Here is a 19,763-nt window from a genome sequence, read left to right as displayed (position 1 = left end):
AAAAGCTTAACATAGGAAAACGTTTTCCGCAAGTACTTTTTTATCAGCAGATTATATCTTCATATTTGATGCGCACAAGTTCGTGCTTTACTGCTACTTTTCTGCCTTTTTCTCCGGACATTAATCTGTTAAGTTCCATGAGGCCTTCCTCGGAAATCTTGGCAAAGTCCTGTCTAACAGTATTCATCTGCTTGCCGGCATAACCCATAAGGATGATTCCGTCAAACCCACAGACAGGTCTGAAAATATCCATATCAATAAGAGCTTTCATGGCCCCGATCGCCATAATATCAGAAGCACATACTACACAATCTGAATTCTTGGCGTATTTCATAGTAAGTTCCCTTGCCCTAAGCTCAGAAAACTTACCATTTCTAACGGTGAGCTTACATTTCTTTTCATCGCAGAGCTTCTTGATGCCCTGGAGCCTTTCCTCTGTAACGTACCCGTCTTCGTCGCCTGCAAGGTACAGGATCTTTTTACATTTATTCTCTGTGATAGTCTTCTTGGCCACATCATACTGAGCCTTGGCGTGATCGATGCTGATACTGGAGGTTGACTCATTTACCATTGGTGCATCCACAACTACGATCTTGAAATTGCCACTATCAATGAGCTTGTGCAAGACCTTATCCTTGGTAGTCATGCCATATATGATGATTCCCTTGATGCCTTGCGATGCAAAATAGCTTGTAACCTCTGCAACGTCCATGTCTTCTATCATTGACGTGAAGACAGTGATCACATCTAGCTGTAGCTCTTTTGCCTTATGAATAGCACCTGAAATGTACTGCATACTGATCTCATCGCTGGCCTGGGTATGTAAATTCAGCTTTATCAAAAGAGCTACTCTTCCGGTTCTCTTGGAAGAAAGTGTGGCAGCTACTGCATTTGGTACAAATCCAAGTCTCTCAACAACTTCATTTACCTTATTTCTAGTCTCTTCGCTTACATTTGGATAGTTATTGAGTACCTTGGAAACTGTTGAAATAGCTACACCAGCTTCTTTTGCTACGTCTTTTATTGAAACCATTGTATTCCCTCTCATGCCTGGAAATCGTTTTCCGTACTATTAATAATATCTGCAAATCATTCTTTTGTCTACAATAAAAAAATGCCGTAACAAGGCTCTGCTACGGCGTTTATGAATATTTAATATTTATTTTTTCAGACCCCAAGCAATAACAAGAGAAAAACTCCAACTACTGCTGAAAAAAGATTGGCAATAAGGCTGACTGAAAGGGCTCTGTTAAAAGAGATATCGTATATAGCCAGGTAATAGATAACGCCCTCAACAAGCACGATTGCCAGCTCTAGCACAAAATAGGTGAAACCATATTGAATGAAGTAGGCGTTTAATATAAGGTTCAAAATGCCGTTTGTTACAATATTTACACATATCAGCAATGGAATCTTGTACTTATACTCTGACTTTTTAAATCCAATAAGAACCGGGGCCATTTCAAGGATTATAGTCACAAGGGCCAATATTCCGACCACGGTAATTCCTTCTAGGACTCCTTCAGGAGTAATCACATACTTCATTTTTTACCATTCCTTTTCTTGATACCATTTACGATCGCGATTATAAGCGCAATTACAGCTGGAACTATGAGTATGAGGGCTCCAATAACAATTCCAAGACCTACGATCAATAGTCCTGGGCCGCCAGCATCTAATAAAGTAAGTGTAAGTAAACTAGTTAACATTTTTATCCTCCTTAAGGGTCTTTCCTAGCACAACTGAACATGCAACGGACAAAACCACGATTATTACTGCATTTAGCATCGGATCAATAGGTCCTGTGATAAATGGTACCATTATTCCATTTCCAAGGGCAAGGGTTGTAAGACCAAAGGCCAGTCCTGGATTGTCCGGTATCACCGACAGAAACATTCCAAAGGTGATGGCCATTGTCATACTAAATAGGAATATTCCAAGTATTGAGACTACCATGAGGTTCTGGCCCCATATAAGTAATGGGATACATAAAAGTGTCGAGTAAACTCCGACTTTTCTTGCTCCAATCTTGTCTGAGAGCCAGCCTCCAAGCGCTTTTCCCATGCCCATTATAAAGAAAAGAAGTATGGACTGCCACAGCTCTTTTCTCCAGGAAATCGGAATAGCGTAGCCTATGAAACTACGAACGAAAGTGACAAAATAGGCTGCGACGATGATGACCATGTAGCTGTTGGGCATATCTCTTTTAACAAGGTCAAATTTCGGATACTCATACTCCTCAACAAGCCATGAATCGTTGGTTAAAAGAAGTAACACCAGCATCACAGCAAGGACTATAAATAAGTACTCTTTTCTCCAAAAGGTTGATGGCCCTAGGATCTGACCAATTACTACGCCAAAAGAGCCACCGGAAACGAACAGTGCGCATGGAAAGAGCTTACCTTTTCCAATGAGTGTCGTCTGTATTGCGCAGCAGTCATGAAGAAAGGCGTTGGCAAGTGCAACTATGAGCATGCCTGCCATACTGCGGGGCGATGCGATGTCATACTGGACAAGCATGATTCCTGCTGCCATTATAACAACGGATATGACAGGAATATTTAGTTTTGGGAACTTTTCGTGAACTATTCCAACCAGGAACTGCGGGTAAAAAGCCACCATGTCAAAGAACATGTATATAAAAAATCTTGTGGCATTATCCACTTTAAATGTATGGGTTAAAATGCTAAAGCATATGACTTCTATGCAAAAATGAACAAAAAAGCAGGCATATGAATTAGCGAGGATCTTCGTTTGACTCATTTTTTGCCCTCAATATTTCTTTTCTCTATATAAGATAGACAATATTATAACCTGATATGTTGCGGCGGAAAAGAAATGAAAAAGTGAGCCCTAGGGACGGAGGTTATGGCTCATTTTTGAAATACAAAAATAAGTGAGCCCTAGGGACGGAGGTTATGGCTCATTTTTAAAATACAAAAATAAGCCATAACCTCCGTCCCCAGGGCTCAAAAAGCAGCTACCCACTTTTGTAAGTAGCTGCCTGAGTTTACTGCAAAAAACAATATTTTATTTTGCAACAACTTTACTGCCTTTATGTCTATTAATGCAGCTGTTACCTCCCGCTTTAATAGCCTCTTTTACCTGTTCATTCATGATATCAACGTATGAATTCTTGCCATCCTTGCTATAGCTTGGATTAAGAGATTCAAACTCATTGCCATCATAGACAAGAGCCATAGTGTTGTTATCAGAAGTCTTCATCAGGATAGTAGTCTTGCTACCTTCCTGAATTGTAAGGTATTCATAATCCTCTGCGCTGAGGAAATCTTCGATATCTTCAACTGCGCCTTCCATGGAACCTGCAGCTGCATCCATGTCCATTTCAGCTGGTGTCTGCTCCGCTTCTGACATATCAAATGCCATCTCAGGAGCTGGCTCCTCTATTGCTATTTCAGGTGTTGGTTCTTCAAGTGCTATTTCTGGCATTTCCTCAGGAGTTGATTCCTCAAGGGCAATTTCTGGCATTGCCTCTGCAGGTGTATCTCCTGCTGCCATTGCCGCCATCATTGCATCAAGATCTGCTGGAGCTTCCTCTGCTGGCATTTCTGGTGCAGGCTCCTCTATTACTATTTCAGGTGTTGGTTCTTCAAGTGCTATTTCTGGCATTTCCTCAGGAGTTGATTCCTCGAGGGCAATTTCTGGCATTGCCTCTGCAGGTGCATCTCCTGCTGCCATCGCCGCCATCATTGCATCCATATCTACTGGTGTTTCTTCCGCTGGTGTTTCTTCTGCAGAAGCAGCTTCTTCCTGCGCAACCTGCTCAGCTGCAAGCATTGCCGCTGCAACCGGATCAAGGTCCGTCTGGATATCTGCTGCAGGCGTTTCTTCTGCTGCCATTGTTGCCATCATTGTATCCATATCTACTGCTGTCTCATCCGCTGGTGCTTCTGCAAGAGCATCAACTTCTGCATTAAGGATCGCATCAAGATTCTCTGCAGGTGTTTCTGCCTCTACAGGCATCTCTCCTGTAGCTTCTGCCGCAGCCATATCAGCCATCATTGCTGCCATTACAGGATCAATATCATCTGCAGGTGAGATATCAGCTGGAGTTTCAGGTGCTGGCTCCTCTATTGCCATCTCTGGCATTGCCTCAGGTGCTAGCTTCTCTGCAGGCGTTTCTCCTGCTGCCATTGCTGCCATCATTGCATCCATATCTACTGGTGCTTCTTCCGCTGGTGCTTCTGCCAATGGCTCCTCAAGGGCTATCTCTGGCGCTGGCTCTTCTATTGCCATCTCTGGCATTGCCTCAGGTACTGGCTCTTCTATTGCCATCTCTGGCATTGTCTCAGGCGCTGGCTCCTCTGCAGGCGTTTCTCCTGCTGCCATTGCTGCCATCATTGCATCCATATCTACTGGTGCTTCTTCCGCTGGTGCTTCTGCCACTGGCTCCTCAAGGGCTATCTCTGGCGCTGGCTCCTCAAGTGCCATCTCTGGCATTGCCTCAGGTGCTGGCTCCTCTGCAGGCGTTTCTCCTGCTGCCATTGCTGCCATCATCTTATCTACATCAGTTGCTGTTTCTGCAGCGGCCATTGCTGCCATCAAAGCTTCTGTATCCTGTACAGGCGCTTCTTCAGCTGTAGCCTCAGCTACTGTCTCTTCAAGTGCTATTTCTGGTGCTGGTTCTTCTGCTGGCATTTCAACTGCAGCCGCTGCTGCAAGAGCATCTGCTTCTGCAATTTCAGCTGGACTTGGAGCGGCAGCCTCCGCTTTATTTTCAGCAAGCATAGCTTCAAGATCAGGAAGATCTGGTGCTGGTTCTGGCGCAGCTTTCTTTGGACGTCCTCTCTTTGGCTTAGGTGCTTCTGCAGGTGCAGGCTCCGGAGCCGGTGTTTCTGCCGCCATAGCAGCTAATAAATCATCAACATTCGCTGTTGAAAGGTCCTGTCCGTTAATCATTTCCTGAGTGCTCATGCCTTCCATGTATATATCTCCTTTCGAGAATCAAACTCAAAAAACATGCATAAAACAGCCTATATATATTATCGTTTATTTCGATGATAATTTACAGTAAATTTTTCATAAATTTATCTAATTTAGGCAAGTTTACAGAAGATTCATATTTAATTTGTCATCAGACTGAATTGTCTAAACCTTGTCATCACTTCCATGACTAACTTCACAGAAATCCTAACTTGAAAGCATGCCTTTGACTCTTTATTCTCCTTTTGGACATGTCAAATATTTAGATAAGCAAGTTTTTATAGCATGCCTTTTTTCTATCTTTTCTACTTTTAGCATGTCAAAAATCTAGATAAACATGTTTTATGGCATGTCTTTTTCTATGATTTTCTCTTTTAACATGCCGAATATCCAAATAAACAAGTATTTTGGCATGTCTTTTTCTATAATTCCATCATTTGACATGCTAAGCCCAAACAAATCAAGCCAATATACCACAAATCAAGCCCATATACCCAAAATGAGCCACAACCTCCGTCCCTAGGGCTCATTTTCTCTCAAGCCAGCATACATGGGCACCGCAGTCCAAGCCTTCATACCAAAAATGAGCCGCAACCTCCGTCCCTAGGGCTCAAAAATCCCCCGGCTGAGCCTCAAAAGCCCAAACGGGGGAATAGAACTACATATTCACATATCAAACAAGTTTAAAACTCACTTAAAATTTACTCAAATCTTACTCTTCAGAGATCTTATAGCTATAATCTGCAAAATCTGCCTCGAGAACAGCCTTATGGCCTTCGTTCTCCCAAACAAATTTCATAACAGATCCGGCAAAAGAAATATCGAGCTTAGCATCAAAGCCAAATGCAGGGCATGTATTTCGGAATCTCAGGAGTTTAAGCTGCTCCTTAACAACATCCTTTTTCATAGCCTCATTAATCTGTTCTAATGTTAGATTTGTACGATTGATTTCTTTGTGTCCGCCGGCACCAGCTCTTTTAACAGCTTCATGATCATTCTTGCCTGCAAAGAGGTCAAGATACCATACTTGTGGCTTACCTGGCATGAACATCTGGATTGCTCTTGCAAAGAGCATCTTCTTGTCGTCATCGCCAAGGGCACTGTAGTATGTAGCGTTTACCTGATAGTACATATTCTTGGCACCGTGAAGATCCTTAACAAATCCGCCGCGGCCAACAATTGTATCGATCATCTTCTGAATATCATCATCAGCTAAGATTCCCTTAAGATCAAGAAGAGGAATACCATCGTGGCATCCAAGCATGTTAACTACGCGGATCTTCTTTTCCTGAATCTCGTTTGCCCACTTAGCAAGCACTTCTCCAGACTTTGTCTCAATTGCATAGATCAAAAGACCTGGAAGGAAGAAGTCATATGTCATGTAGCCCTTATTTGCTACAACTTCATAGATCTTCTCGCTATAGCTTGCATGAATCTCTGGTAAAAGAGATACCTTAAACTCGTCAGCAAGCTTTTTAACCTTCTCAAGAACATCCCATGTATCAGGCTCATTTAAGAAATTCTTTTTGCCTGGTTCCTTTGGAGCATAAGCAAAAGCATCAAGTCTTACTATGCTAGCGCCATATCCTGAAAGAGCCTTAAGAGTATTTCTGTAATGCTCCCAAACAAGATCAGACTTAATATTAAGATCCATCTGACCAAGATATCTTCTACCTGATTCCAAAAGATCTACAACTGCATCCTTATATTTCTCATAGCCAGTAAAATCGATTTCTGCTGGCTTCTTTCCCTCATCAAGTCCTGCACACACTCTCTTTGACAATCTATCTGCTGCAAGATACTGAATATCAAGCTTATCCATCAGATCCTGCGCGTCAGGGCGCTTGTACTGCACCTCCTGATAGAATGTATTCCAATATGGAACATCCTTTCCATCAGGCATACGCACCATAAGTATTGGAAGTCCTGGCTTTCTAAAGAACATGTCCTTAATATACTTCTGATCAGGCTGAATGTAGCCCTCATCAGTCATCTCGCCATAGCCATCCCAGAACTTATTCCAGTTAATAAAGAAGTCCTTGTACTTAGACTTCTCACCATTTTTCACAAGATCCTGGAACTGAGGAGAAAGAACTGAGGCATGATTCAAGATAAAATCAAGCTTTAAGTTGATTCCAAGTTTCTCAAGCTTCTCAAGATCCTCCTTACTTCCAAGTTCTTCATTTATGCCATAATCAATAACGGAAAAACCTCTATCCAGATCTGTGTTAAATATACTAGGCAAAATATAGAAAGACTGGAACACATCCTCAAACTCTTTCTTAGAAAGAACAGAAACTATATCTCCCAATCTTCCGCCCATACTATCCGGATAAGCATTAAGCATAGGCCCATTATCCACAAATTTACTCATACATATTCCTTTCAAATACTACAATGTAACGTTTTTCATAGAACGAGAGTGTCAACAAAATCTGTCATACATAATCTCAAAAAAGGCGTCCGGGTTATCACTTCATAAGCTCACTAAACTGCTTGAAGTCAATGATCTCTCCTGATTTAGTTACGATGATCTTGGCTTTGTGAGCCTGGTTAACAAGTTTGTTTTGCTCAAGCTCAAGTACAAGTGTTGTAAATGGGCTGTCAAGCTTGCCATCTCTATTTCTTGATCTTCTGTGTTCAAGTGTTTCCTGTGGTGTACTATTTAAAAGAACAGGTATATCAACCTGAGTCATGTAATCGCTGTTACCATGTGTCCACTCTACGATCAGAACCTGCTTGTCTGACATATCAACTTCGTCATACCAAAGAGAAGCTTCATCTCTGCCCATTCTCTTGAGCCAAAGCTTGTCTGCTCCATCCTTAAATGCCTTCATGATCTGATCTACTTCTGCAAAGTCTGTCTCCTTTGGAGTTCCAAGGTACTCATCAAGTCCCTTGCTTCCAGCTTCAAAGTATGACTTGAACCATGCGTCAGTTTCTATATGTGCCTTGTTTGCATCATCTTCAGCTATCTGCCATTCTTTTACCTTAGCAAAGTTTTCTGGATTCATGACACCAGCGTCAACCATTCCTCTGATGCCGTAAACTCTGAATGTATGAAGTCTCTCTGCATCATTGTACATAGGAATACGATGTGGATAATTATCTCCTGACATTGTGTAGCTGCCGATTCCAGCCTGTTCTAACATATATGACAACAGTGACGCAATTTCAGATTTTCCAACTCCTGATCCGCCGCAAACTGCTACAACAGCGCGTCTGTAAGGATTAGCAGTCATCTTTTCCTTAAGCTCTTTTACCAGAACAGGAAAAATAGTCTTTGCCTTAGCTATATGGCTCTCGCCGATTTCAATCTTGTCTCCTGGCATATCGCCGTGAGGAATGTCACTTGGTATTTCTAAACTAGCAATATTATCTGAAGCTTTTTCAACCTTGTCTAAAACATCGTTTGAAACAGTCATTTTGTTAAATTCTTTATTCATAATTCTCCTTCTTAAAAACAACCAACTTGCACAAATCCCAGCCACCGCCAAGAGCCAGTATTTATGCGGCTTCTACATAATAGTTTCATCAAAAGAAATTTCGCGTACAGTTTTCATTTTGACAAGTCATACTATGCCATGTTATTTTGAACACAAGATACAATAACTTTTTTTCTTTGTAAAGACTAAAAAAAATTATGATAACGATTAAAGAGATTGCAAAACAACTAAACATGAGCACTACAACAGTTTCAAATGTTATCCACGGAAAAACTGGTGAAGTGTCCGAAGAAACAACAAAAATCGTTCAAGACTTCCTGAAAAAAGTTGACTATGTACCTAACATCAACGCGCGAAATCTTGCACAAAATGAATCCAAGATCATAGGCCTTGCTCTTAAGGCTCGTGCCGACAAGTATGAAAACCTCATAATGGACCCTTTTGTATCGGTGCTTATAGGTGGTGTCGAAGAAACCATCAGAAATGCCGGCTACTTCATGATGCTGTATATTTCCAGTGACACAACAGAGATCATGCGACATGTTTCCACATGGAATGTTGATGGCCTGATACTTTTTGGTATGCTCAATGACGACGGAATCCGCGTCAGTGAAAAATACAAAAAGCCTATAGTCTGCATCGACACTTACAGTATTGAAGGATTAAAGCACTTCACAAATGTCGGCCTTGACGATGAACAGGGCACCTACGACATGGTCACCTATCTTATCTCACAAGGTCATAAAAAGATTGCTTTCCTGTCAGATAATATGAATGGTGTCGACCTTGCAAGATTAAATGGTTACAAGAAAGCTCTAAAAGACAACAATATAAAGTACTCGGATTCAAACTTCCTAAAGATCAGACCTAAGAGTGATGAACTTGAATACAGTTTGGAAGAGATCTGCCGAAGAGCCAGAGATTTCACCGCGATCATGTGCGTATCTGATCTCTATGCCATTACACTTATGGCAGCTCTTGAAGATAGAGGCATATCTGTTCCAAATGATATTTCAATCGTTGGTTTTGATGATAATATGCTTGGTCAGTTACACAGACCAGCCCTCACTACTGTTCATCAGGATGTAAAAGAAAAAGGTATTGTAGCAGCAAGGACGTTGTTACAGCAGCTAAACAACCAGAAGACTCCTAATCAGATTCTTCTTCCTACACACCTTGTTATCAGAGATACTGTAAAGAAATTAACGTAATAATGACCCTTATCCGTGAATATGTCAAATTTTTTTGAGCAAAATCGGATAAGGGTTATTTATTTTTACCAATCACCTTATGCGCATAAGCCCTGATTATTAACGCTATTACAAATATTTAATGTACGTTTTATTATAATTTAAGAATTTTCTGTGTTCACACCAAGCCCAGTATTTTACTGGGCTTGGTGTTTTTCTTTAGCACACTTATATTAAAATAATGCTAGATACCGCTTGAATTTTAACAGTTTCTGTGCTAATTTGAATATAGCGTACAACTTATGCGCAAAAGTAACCGCCAAAAATGAAATTTATTATGGCATTTTGCACAAAGGAACAAAGGAGGAAACAAAAATGAAAAAGAAACTCATGTCAGTTCTTTTAGCAGGAACAATGGTTCTTTCACTTGTTGCTTGCGGAAAGACTACAGCTGACACAACTACATCTGACAGCACAGATGCAACAGCTACTCAGACAGATGCTACTCAGACAGACGCTGACGCTACCCAGTCAGCAGACGCTTCAGGTTCTAAAGATGCAATTCGTCTTGTAAATGGTAAGCCTGAGATCAACGCCCAGCTCAATACCCTTGCTGCTAAGTACAAGGAAGAAACTGGTAACGAAGTAGTTATCGAGACAATCGGTGGTGATCAGAAAGCTTCTGATGCACTTAAGGGTTATTACCAGGCTGGTAATATGCCTGATATCTTCTTCGTAGAGAGCAACGACATTCCTGATTGGGAAGGTAAGCTCGTTGACCTTGCTGGTGAGCAGTGGACAGAAGATACAGATTCTGAACTCGTTGTTAACGGCGTTACAGTAGGTTTCCCATATTCAGTTGAGGCTACAGCTCTTGGTTACAACAAGGAGCTCCTTGATAAGGCAGGTATCGATCCTTCAACTCTTACTTCACCTGCAGCTTGGAAAGAAGCTGTAGAGAAGCTTGATTCTATGAAGGATGAGCTTGGTATCACAGCTGTATTTGGCTGGTGCACAGAGCCATCTAACCTTGGATGGTCATCAGGTACACACGTATTTGGTCAGTATCTTGATGCTGGTCTTGCATACGACGACACAAAGTATATCGATCTTCTCAATGATGGCGGACAGATCGACGAGAATAGAATGAAAGCTTTCGCTGAGTTCATCGACATGATGAATCAGTATTCAGATCCTGATCTTGTTATCGATGGTAACTATGATAGCCAGGTTGCTGGATTTGCAGAAGGCAAGTATGTATTCGTAACTCAGGGTAACTGGATTGCTCCTAACATTCTTGCAAATGATAACTACAGCGGATTCGAGATGGGCTTTGCTCCATACGCATTCGAAGATGGTATCGATACAATCATCGGTGGCGTTCCAAACTTCTGGGCAGTATATGCTGATGGTAACGTAGAAGCTGCTAAGGCATTCCTTCAGTGGTGTTCTGAAGATTCTGCTCAGCAGATCCTTGTTGAGGAAGCTGCACTTATCAGCCCATACACAGATTGTAAGTACACATCAGATGCTCCTTTCGCAGCAAGCATTGCACAGTATATCTCAGCTGGTAAGCTTTCATACTGGCACACAATGGAGAAGAAGAGCGGTCTTGAAGATAAGACTTCTGTAGTATTCAACCAGTTTGCACAGGGCGCTCTTGATGTAGATAGCTTCGTATCTACAATGGGTCAGGTTATTTCTAGCTACTACGCTAAATAATCCTGAAAAAAATTATAGATTGTTTAGGCGGGGGCAAATTAATTGCTCCTGCCTTTTCTGGAAAAAGGAGATTCAATATGAGAGGAACTTTCAGACCCAAGAGAACTTCAGCAGTCATATGTCTTATAATCGGCATATTGCTTACAGCTGCGGCTCTTACAATTGATATTTTTTTGGCAACAGGTTTCATTCCTTCAGATAATAGTTCCGATCTGTGGTTTAGAGGACCTCTGTTAGTACTTGGAATTATAGGAATTGTTTTAGGATTATATTTTTATCCTACACTCAAGCATCATCGTACAATTATTAATGTATTGTTTTTGTTCCCATTACTTTTCGCATTTTTTATTACAGTTATCTTACCTCTGTTTTTAGGTCTCTTCTATTCTTTCACTGATTGGAATGGAATAGAGTATTCGAGTGTAATTGGAGTTGGAAATTATACAAAAATGTTCAAGGATCCAAGCTTTATCTGGTCAATCCTTATTACATTCTTGTTTGTAGTATTTAATATGATACTTGTTAACCTTGTAGCTTTCCTTTTAGCTCTTCTATGTACTTCCAAGCTTCCAGGCATGGGATTCTTCAGAGCAGCTTACTTCCTGCCAAACCTTATCGGCGGAATCGTACTTGGTTACATTTGGAATTTCATTTTTGCTAATGTAGTAACTCTTTTAACAGATTCATTATCAGGAAACAGATTATCAATGCTTGCCAATACAAGGACAGCATTTATGGCGATCATCATCGTATATGTATGGCAGTATGCAGGTTATATCATGCTGATCTACATCACAGGTCTTAACACTATTCCAGGTGATGTACTTGAGGCTGCAGCAATCGATGGCGCTAAGCCTCTTCAGACACTATTTGAGATCAAGATACCAATGATCGCACCAACTATTACGATCTGTACATTCCTTACACTTACATCTGCTTTCAAACAGTTCGATGTAAACCTTGCTCTTACAAACGGTGCAGGCGCTGTTCCAAACTTCCTTGGAGAGTTCATCACAAATGGTACTCAGATGCTTGCCCTTAATATTTATGATACAGCTATTACTGCAAGAGATTACTCTTTTGCACAGGCTAAAGCGTTCCTGTTCTTCATAATCCTTGCTTGTGTATCCATCATTCAGGTTCGCATTTCTAATAAGAAGGAGGTAGAACTGTAATGCATAGAAAAGAAAGACTACCTATCATTGTATTAAGGTTCGTTATTGCTACTATACTTGCAATATATGTACTATTTCCTTTTGCACTTGTAGTTATCAACTCATGCAAGAACAAAACAAAAATTATTGATAATCCTATCAGTTTTAATGGAGCAAGCTTGGGACAGCTGTTGTCAAACCTTGACAATGTTATCAATAATCAGAGCTTCCTATTTTGGAGAGCATTTGGCTTTTCTGCGCTTATAACTGTGTTATCTTTAGTACTTTTGGCATTATTTGGGGCTATGGCAGCCTGGGTCATCTGCCGAAACAAGACAAAATGGTCAGCAGCAATCTACTTCACATTCATTGCTTCTATGATCATTCCTTTCCAGGTAGTTATGCTTCCACTTATCTCAACATTTAGAAGAGCTGGTGATTTCATCGGTATTCCAATGCTCTTCTCTGTACAGGGTATCGTATTTGCTTACCTTGGATTTGGTGGAGCTATGACAGTATTTATCTTAAACGGATTTATCAAGGGTGTTCCATATGACCTTGAAGAGGCAGCATCAATTGATGGTTGTGCTCCTGAGCAGATTTTCTTTAAGATCATCTTTCCTCTTCTTACACCTGTTATTACAACAGTTACCATCCTTAATGGTATGTGGATCTGGAACGATTACCTTCTTCCATCACTTATGCTTGGAAGAGCCGGTGATATCAAAACCCTTCCAATTGCCGTACAGGCATTTGTTGGTTCATTCGTTAAGCAATGGGATCTGATCCTTACTGCAGCACTTTTGGCAATCCTGCCAATGATCATCCTTTTCCTTATCGCTCAGAAGCAGATCATGGAAGGTATGATAGAAGGAGCCGTTAAAGGCTAATATAAACCCACAAAAAATACCTCGCACATTATATGTGCGAGGTATTTTGATATTCTGATCTAATTATGCATTATGCTCAAGAAGGTAATCATTAAGAGCATCTACAATCTCTTCGCCATCGATGCCATGAACTGCGCAAGCCTCAGCAAGTGATTCCATCTGTGAAGCTGGGCAATGAATACATCCCATACCACACTCCATAAGGAACTGTGCTGCAAGTGGATGCTTAGTAATGATCTCACCAACGTTCATATCAACTGTAACTAAGTTCTCGTTCTCCACGTTTTTGTCCTCTCTTTCCTCGTCATTTCCAAAAAACAGATCTTTTAATCCGCTCATTTTTTCTCCTATTCGTGCATGTGTAACCATGTACAAGTAAGTTTAACAGTTAGCACTTTTTTGATTGTGCACAATGATTTTACCTCACACTAACCTCTCCTGCAAGTACCTTTTTATAATCTTCATAATTTTTTCGCAGAAGTTCAGGAGTATTAAGTTCATAAGGGCACTTTAATGTACATGCTCTGCAACCTAAACACTCGTCAATCTTGGCCATTTCACCCTGCCAATATTCATTAAGCCAATTTTCAGATGGCGCTCTTCTGAGCATAAGTGACATTCTGGCACAGTTATTGATCTGGATACCTGCTGGACATGGCATGCAATAACCACAACCTCTGCAGAAATCACCTGACAATTCCTTCTGCTCCTTATCAATGAACGCCTGAAGCTCTCCACTATATTCAGGAGTATTGTCCATATATGAGAGCCACTCATCAAGCTCAGATTCTCTCTGGATCCCCCAAATAGGCATGACATTATCAAATTGACTCATGAATGCCATAGCCGCATCAGAGCGGTTGATAAGTCCTCCAGCGAGTCCTTTCATAGCTATGAAGCCCATATTGTGCTCTTTGCACATTTTTACAAGCTCGATTTCCCTCTTAGAAGAGAGATAACTAAATGGGAACTGAAGCGTCTCATAAAGTCCGCTTTCTATACATTCTCTGGCAACCAGTAGTTTATGAGATGTGACACCAATGTGCTTTATAAGTCCTTTTGCCTTGGCTTCCAGCATGCATTCATACATTCCTGTACCATCGCCAGGCTTGTAGCACTGTGACACCATATGGAACTGATAGATATCGATATGGTCTGTCTGTAGCTTATTAAGGGATGTCTCAAGATCTTTCCAGAAATCCTCTGGTGTCTTGGCTGCAGTCTTAGTGGCGATATAAATCTTGTCACGGACGCCATATTCTACAAGACCTTTGCCCAATTTTTCTTCGCTATCGCTATAGGCTCTAGCTGTGTCAAAAAAGGTAATTCCACCCTCATAGGCCTTTCTAAGTATCTTAACAGAGGTTTCAATATCATCTCTCTGAATAGGAAGAGCACCAAATCCGTTCTGTGGCGCGCTTATCCCTGTGGTGCCAAGTGTTATCTGTCTCATGCCAAATCTCCTATATACTAGTCAAAAGTCTTTATTTTACTTCTTCAAATACGTAGAGTCTTGTATCTCCGGTTCTCATGATCCTTGTTCCTTCGTTGTTGCCAGTTCCACAGAAGGATGAATTAAGAGCTACTCCATGATTGTTAAAAGAAGCTCCTGTAGCCGTTTCTTTCTGCTCTTCTCCACTCATATTAACAACCTTGTCCATAATAGTATGAAGGATTCCGTCCTGTTTCACATGGATAGGAGTCTGTGTATTTACAAGGCTTCCAAAGTCCTTAAGACTATGAGGAACCTTTCTGCCTGTCATATTATAGAGTTTGTAATCATCAAGTCCCACTGTTCTAAGGCATCTATAGTCATTATTTGGCCTTGCATTCTTTTCAACCACAAATGCTACAGCCTTAGTCTTATCCTTGCTGACAATAATATAGCTATTATCAGGAAGCCTGTAGTAATCACCAAACTGGAACAATTTTCTATGTTTCTTGTAAAACTCAACCTGATCCGAAACCAGCTTTTTATCTGCCTCAGACATGTCGCATAGATTAAGTTCATAGCCAAAGCATCCGGCAGCTGCAACTTCAAACCTGGTCTCCATTGGCACAGTATTAAGCGTTTGATGGTTAGGACAAGCTGAAACATGGGCTCCAATAGTACTTGCAGGATATCCGTAGCTGTAGCCTCTTTGAATATCTACTCTGCACATAGCATCTGTGTCATCACTTCCCCAGATCTGTGGGAAATAACACAATATGCCAAGATCAAACCTGTTACCACCAGCAGAGCAGCCTTCAAATAATATCTCAGGAAAGCTCTCAGTAAGTTCCTTCATGATCCTGTAAAGTCCAATATAATATCTGTGCTGGAATTCGCCCTGTTTCTCAGGTGCAAGTGCTGTACTATATCTATCAGAGAATATCCTGTTCATATCCCATTTAACATAGGACACTTTGCCTGATGAAAAGACCTTTTTCATGGTGTCAATTACATAGTCCTGAACATCATCCCTTGTAAGGTCAAGGTTCATCTGATTTCTACCCTTTGAATGAGGATGGCCAGGAACAGTTACAGCCCACTCAGGATGTGATCTGTAGAGGTCACTATCCTCATTTACCATCTCAGGCTCAACCCAAAGGCCAAAGGACATTCCAAGATCTGTGATCTTGTTCGCAAGCTCCTTGATTCCTCCAGGAAGCTTCTTTTTATTCTCATACCAGTCACCAAGAGATGAATTGTCATTATTTCTTTTGCCAAACCAGCCATCATCCATGACAAAGAGCTCTATACCGCATTTCTTAGCCTCTTTTGCAAGGGAAACAAGTGAGTTCTGAGTAATGTTGAAATATGAAGCCTCCCAGCTGTTGATCAGGATAGGACGTTCTTTCTTTTTCCAGGTACCTCTTACTATATGTTCTCTTACAAAATCCTGCATGTTGATGCTCATGGCATTCATGCCCTTGTCAGAATAGGTCATAACAGCCTCAGGGGCCTCAAATTTGCTTCCTGGCGCAAGGATCCAAGAAAATCCCACAGGCTGGATGCCGCTGACAAAACGGCTCATAGAATTACCATTTGATGACAGTGCCTCATAATGATTGCCACTGTAGATAAGGTTAAAACCGTAACAGTCTCCACTAAAATCATCAGCTGATGGGCTGCTTACTATAACTAAAGGATTGGATCTTGATCCTGACTCGCCTGCCGCAAGCTCTTCAGATACTACTTTTCCACCGCTGCAGATACTCTCATACTTGCCCATTTCATCAGCCCATCTTCCATGGAAGGAAGTAAACTTATGAGATGGAGAATTAAAATCAACACAGGTACTAAGGATCCTGTCAATCCTGATATCTTCTTTACTTTCATTGGACAAAACTGCACTTCTTGTGATGACATCGCACTCAGGGAATACTGAATAAATGAGCTTAAGTCTTGCTCCATATTCCTTGTCTTTTAAGGTAACAACAAGTTGCTGGATCTTGTCATCTAAAACTGCAACATCCTCTGCATATGAAGATGGAAGTGTACTTAGAGGCTTTTTGCCATCGGTTACCTTGTGGCACTCATAGAGAAAGTCCACGGTACTAGAGCCATCTGCATAGGTCAGCTCCACGAAAGGATCTCTGATATCACCTTTCCCAAAGCTGGACATCTCCAAAGTCAGCTGTTCAAGCATGACAGAGCTATGTTCATCTGAATAGTTATTGAGGTTACCTGCTCCATTAAAGTGCTTTGGCGCAACAGCTGCTGCTACTTCATCTAAATGATTTAAACAGTCATTTTTGTTAGGAAACAAAAGCCCTCCGTAATGAAGGTGTTCCAGATGACCTGATTCAAGCCTTCTGAACATATATGCAGTATTCTTTGTCTGCAGCAAAAAGACATTACTATTAGTAACGATCATTGTTAATCCCTCACTTTAAGTCCATTCATGATGATATCGATCATGCCGTTTAGTGACTCTTCATAACTGTACTTGGTGTTACTGAGTTCTTTTGATGTAAGGAACTTTTCAATGGCTCCCTCGATGATCAGCTTAATAAGAGGAATTGGAAGATCCTTTATTAGCTTTTTGTCGATAGCTTCTTTTAAAAGCTTCTCTGTTTCTTCCCAATCGCTTTCAATTCGCTCAGCAACCTTCCTGTAAACAAGAGGATACTTTTCCTTGAGCTGGTAAACCTTTCTAAAGTCGATATTCTTATAGTTGTCAGGAAGACAAACAATGAGCATAGAAATCTTTTCCAGAAGATCCAAGGAATCATCTGCCAAGACTTCTGCCTCTTTTTTCTTGATGTTAGAAAAACCATATTCTACAGTAGCAAAAAAGAGTTCATCTTTATCATCAAATTCCTTGTAGATTGTCTTTTTACTAATGTGAAGCTCCTTGGATATATCATCCATAGTAAACTTCATTCCCTTGCTGTTAAACTGGTCGATAACAGCTTCCATAATCTTTTGCCTGATTTCATTCATATGAAATCCCCTCCTTATATAAGCCCCAATATATTACTTCAAAACTGCTTTTAAATATTCAAATACGTTGCCTGCAGACTTAACTGAAAGCTTTTCCTTTGGTGAGTGAATATCCTGCATGTCAGGGCCGATAGAAATTGAATCAAGTCCCTGAATCTTCTCGCTAAAGAGTCCGCACTCAAGTCCGGCATGAATAGCCTCAACCTTAGGCTCAACGCCATACATATCCTTGTAAACCTTAACCATGTGATCTCTAAGTTCTGAATGCTGTCTGTACTTCCAACCTGGATACTGTCCAGTTACGTTTATTACTCCGCCATTAACTGTAGCAATTGTCTCCAGCTTTCTGATGAGTATCTTCTTGGCAGACTCTACGCTGCTTCTAACCGACTGTTCTGTTGTTACGACATTTCCTTCTGTCTTGACAATACCAAGGTTAAGAGATGTCTCAACAAGTCCTTCTACTGATGAGCTCATAGCCTGAACTCCGTCAGGGAAAGAGATCATAGCACCAAGTACTCTCTTAGCGTTGTGGAAGTCATAAGCATCAAAGCTTCCCTCGCCGCACTCTGTAACTGTGATATCAACGTTAGGATCCTTTACTTCAAGCTCTCCCTTAACGTCTGAAAGAGTATTCTGTACGCTGGCCTTAAATGTATCTACATATGCCTTATCTACAACTACCTTAGCAACTGAAGATGAAGGAATTGCATTATCTGCAACGCCGCCATTTATGCTGATAAGAGCAACCTCTGTCTCATTTTTGGCATCATCCATAGCCTCAACAAGAGTTCTTGCTAAAAGAACATTCGCATTGCCTCTGCCTTTGATGATCATCTCTCCTGAGTGTCCACCTAAAAGACCTGAAACCTTAACCTCAAGGCATATGCCATCTTTTTTTATGCTATTTCCAAGATCAAATTCTGTATAGAATCTTGCACCACCAGCGCAGCTTACAATGAAGTGGCCCTCTTCCTCGTTATCAATGTTGATGAGTTTTTTACTCTTAAGCATTGAAAGGTCAATCGCCTGTGCACCGAACATACCTGTCTCTTCATTTGTTGTGATGACAACTTCAAGTGGAGGATGTGGGATATCGTCTGAATCAAGAATTGCAAGGCAGTAAGCTACAGCTATTCCGTCATCTCCGCCAAGGCTGGTACCTTCAGCCCATACGTACTCTCCATCAGTTCTGCATCTGAGTCCCTCTTTTGTCATGTCAATATCGCAGCCATCTTCTTTAACAGCTACCATGTCCATGTGTCCCTGGAGAATAACTGGCTCTTTGTCCTCGTAGCCCTTGCTACCTGGAGCTTTGATGATAACATTGAGTTCCTTATCCTGGATAACTTCAAAATTTCTTTCCTTAGCAAAAGAAACGAGATAATCGCTTATCTTCTGCAGATTGCCTGAACCATGTGGTATATTACAAATTTCTTCAAAATACTTAAAAACTTCTTTTGGTTGTAAATTTTCAAATGCCATTCTAAATTGCCTCCTAAACGCGAAAAAATAAGGAGTATCAAAGATTTGATACTCCTTAATTCTATCCTAAAAAAACTTTTTTTACAATGAAAGTTTCCGCAAAAATTATGCGATTTTTGTCTTAGCAAGCTCTGCAAGTGTCTTGAATCCTTCTGGATCATTTACTGCAAGCTCAGCAAGCATCTTTCTGTTGATATCAACACCTGCAAGCTTAAGACCATGCATCATGTTGCTGTATGAAAGACCGTTGATTCTAGCAGCTGCGTTGATACGTGTGATCCAAAGAGATCTCATATCTCTCTTCTTCTGCTTACGTCCAGCGAATGCTGATGTAAGTGCTCTCATAACTGACTGCTTAGCAACTCTATACTGCTTTGATCTTGCTCCTCTGTATCCCTTTGCAAGCTTTAATACTCTATTGTGCTTCTTCTTGGCATTCATTGCGCCTTTAACTCTTGCCATCTTAATATCCTCCTAATAAATTCTAATAAACCAAACTGTAA

General features: G+C 41.0%; 17 protein-coding genes. 4 read left to right on the top strand and 13 right to left on the bottom strand.

Annotated features, from left to right (window positions below; all coding sequences use genetic code 11):
• Nucleotides 1–43: 43 nt before the first annotated feature.
• The 7 genes from bhn_RS03820 to bhn_RS03795 form a co-directional block, all read right to left on the bottom strand.
• Complete coding sequence (locus tag bhn_RS03820) at nt 44–1,033, bottom strand: LacI family DNA-binding transcriptional regulator (protein ID WP_071175441.1); 990 nt, start codon at nt 1,031–1,033, stop codon at nt 44–46.
• Between the two features lie 134 nt (nt 1,034–1,167).
• Complete coding sequence (locus bhn_RS03815; protein ID WP_071175440.1) at nt 1,168–1,545, bottom strand: hypothetical protein; 378 nt, start codon at nt 1,543–1,545, stop codon at nt 1,168–1,170.
• Entirely contained in the window at nt 1,542–1,709 is a 168-nt protein-coding gene (locus bhn_RS15670; protein WP_161487290.1) for a hypothetical protein, read from the bottom strand. The genes bhn_RS03815 and bhn_RS15670 overlap by 4 nt, the downstream gene beginning before the upstream one ends.
• On the bottom strand, nt 1,699–2,763 hold the full coding sequence (locus bhn_RS03810; RefSeq protein WP_071175439.1) for an MFS transporter: 1,065 nt from the start codon (nt 2,761–2,763) through the stop codon (nt 1,699–1,701). Before bhn_RS03810 ends, bhn_RS15670 begins: the two co-directional genes overlap by 11 nt.
• A gap of 267 nt (nt 2,764–3,030) precedes the next feature.
• Nucleotides 3,031–4,944 (bottom strand): hypothetical protein, encoded by a 1,914-nt coding sequence (locus bhn_RS03805; RefSeq protein WP_071175438.1) that lies wholly within the window; start codon nt 4,942–4,944, stop codon nt 3,031–3,033.
• Between the two features lie 712 nt (nt 4,945–5,656).
• A complete protein-coding gene (locus tag bhn_RS03800; RefSeq protein WP_071175437.1) occupies nt 5,657–7,318 on the bottom strand; it encodes an alpha-amylase family glycosyl hydrolase in 1,662 nt (553 codons plus the stop codon).
• Nucleotides 7,319–7,415: 97 nt separating this feature from the next.
• Complete coding sequence (locus bhn_RS03795) at nt 7,416–8,390, bottom strand: nucleoside/nucleotide kinase family protein (protein WP_083385690.1); 975 nt, start codon at nt 8,388–8,390, stop codon at nt 7,416–7,418.
• 197 nt (nt 8,391–8,587) lie between these two features.
• Here bhn_RS03795 and bhn_RS03790 point away from each other — a divergent pair, with 197 nt between their 5' ends.
• From bhn_RS03790 to bhn_RS03775, 4 genes are all read left to right on the top strand, one after another.
• Nucleotides 8,588–9,601 (top strand): LacI family DNA-binding transcriptional regulator, encoded by a 1,014-nt coding sequence (locus tag bhn_RS03790; protein ID WP_071175436.1) that lies wholly within the window; start codon nt 8,588–8,590, stop codon nt 9,599–9,601.
• A gap of 354 nt (nt 9,602–9,955) precedes the next feature.
• Nucleotides 9,956–11,302, top strand: a complete 1,347-nt coding sequence (locus tag bhn_RS03785) for an ABC transporter substrate-binding protein (RefSeq protein ID WP_071175435.1) — start codon at nt 9,956–9,958, stop codon at nt 11,300–11,302.
• Nucleotides 11,303–11,379: 77 nt separating this feature from the next.
• Nucleotides 11,380–12,477, top strand: coding sequence for a carbohydrate ABC transporter permease (locus bhn_RS03780; protein WP_148661909.1), 1,098 nt, complete (start codon nt 11,380–11,382; stop codon nt 12,475–12,477).
• On the top strand, nt 12,477–13,346 hold the full coding sequence (locus bhn_RS03775) for a carbohydrate ABC transporter permease (RefSeq protein ID WP_071175434.1): 870 nt from the start codon (nt 12,477–12,479) through the stop codon (nt 13,344–13,346). The genes bhn_RS03780 and bhn_RS03775 overlap by 1 nt, the downstream gene beginning before the upstream one ends.
• A 63-nt stretch (nt 13,347–13,409) precedes the next feature.
• Here bhn_RS03775 and bhn_RS03770 read toward each other — a convergent pair whose 3' ends face one another.
• The 6 genes from bhn_RS03770 to rplT form a co-directional block, all read right to left on the bottom strand.
• On the bottom strand, nt 13,410–13,685 hold the full coding sequence (locus bhn_RS03770) for a DUF1858 domain-containing protein (protein ID WP_083385687.1): 276 nt from the start codon (nt 13,683–13,685) through the stop codon (nt 13,410–13,412).
• A 79-nt stretch (nt 13,686–13,764) separates the two neighbouring features.
• Complete coding sequence (locus tag bhn_RS03765) at nt 13,765–14,799, bottom strand: aldo/keto reductase (protein WP_071175433.1); 1,035 nt, start codon at nt 14,797–14,799, stop codon at nt 13,765–13,767.
• A gap of 31 nt (nt 14,800–14,830) precedes the next feature.
• A complete protein-coding gene (locus tag bhn_RS03760; protein ID WP_071175432.1) occupies nt 14,831–17,206 on the bottom strand; it encodes an alpha-galactosidase in 2,376 nt (791 codons plus the stop codon).
• Nucleotides 17,207–17,208: 2 nt separating this feature from the next.
• Nucleotides 17,209–17,775, bottom strand: coding sequence for a TetR/AcrR family transcriptional regulator (locus bhn_RS03755; protein WP_071175431.1), 567 nt, complete (start codon nt 17,773–17,775; stop codon nt 17,209–17,211).
• Nucleotides 17,776–17,808: 33 nt separating this feature from the next.
• The gene (locus bhn_RS03750) at nt 17,809–19,260 is read right to left on the bottom strand and encodes an aminoacyl-histidine dipeptidase (RefSeq protein ID WP_071175430.1); all 1,452 of its coding nucleotides are present in this window, start codon (nt 19,258–19,260) and stop codon (nt 17,809–17,811) included.
• Nucleotides 19,261–19,365: 105 nt separating this feature from the next.
• Complete coding sequence (rplT, locus tag bhn_RS03745; protein WP_071175429.1) at nt 19,366–19,722, bottom strand: 50S ribosomal protein L20; 357 nt, start codon at nt 19,720–19,722, stop codon at nt 19,366–19,368.
• Between the last annotated feature and the right edge of the window lie 41 nt (nt 19,723–19,763).

The organism is Butyrivibrio hungatei, from assembly GCF_001858005.1.
Taxonomy (GTDB): Bacteria; Bacillota; Clostridia; order Lachnospirales; family Lachnospiraceae; genus Butyrivibrio; species Butyrivibrio hungatei.
This window is presented reverse-complemented; position numbering and strand designations above follow the sequence as displayed.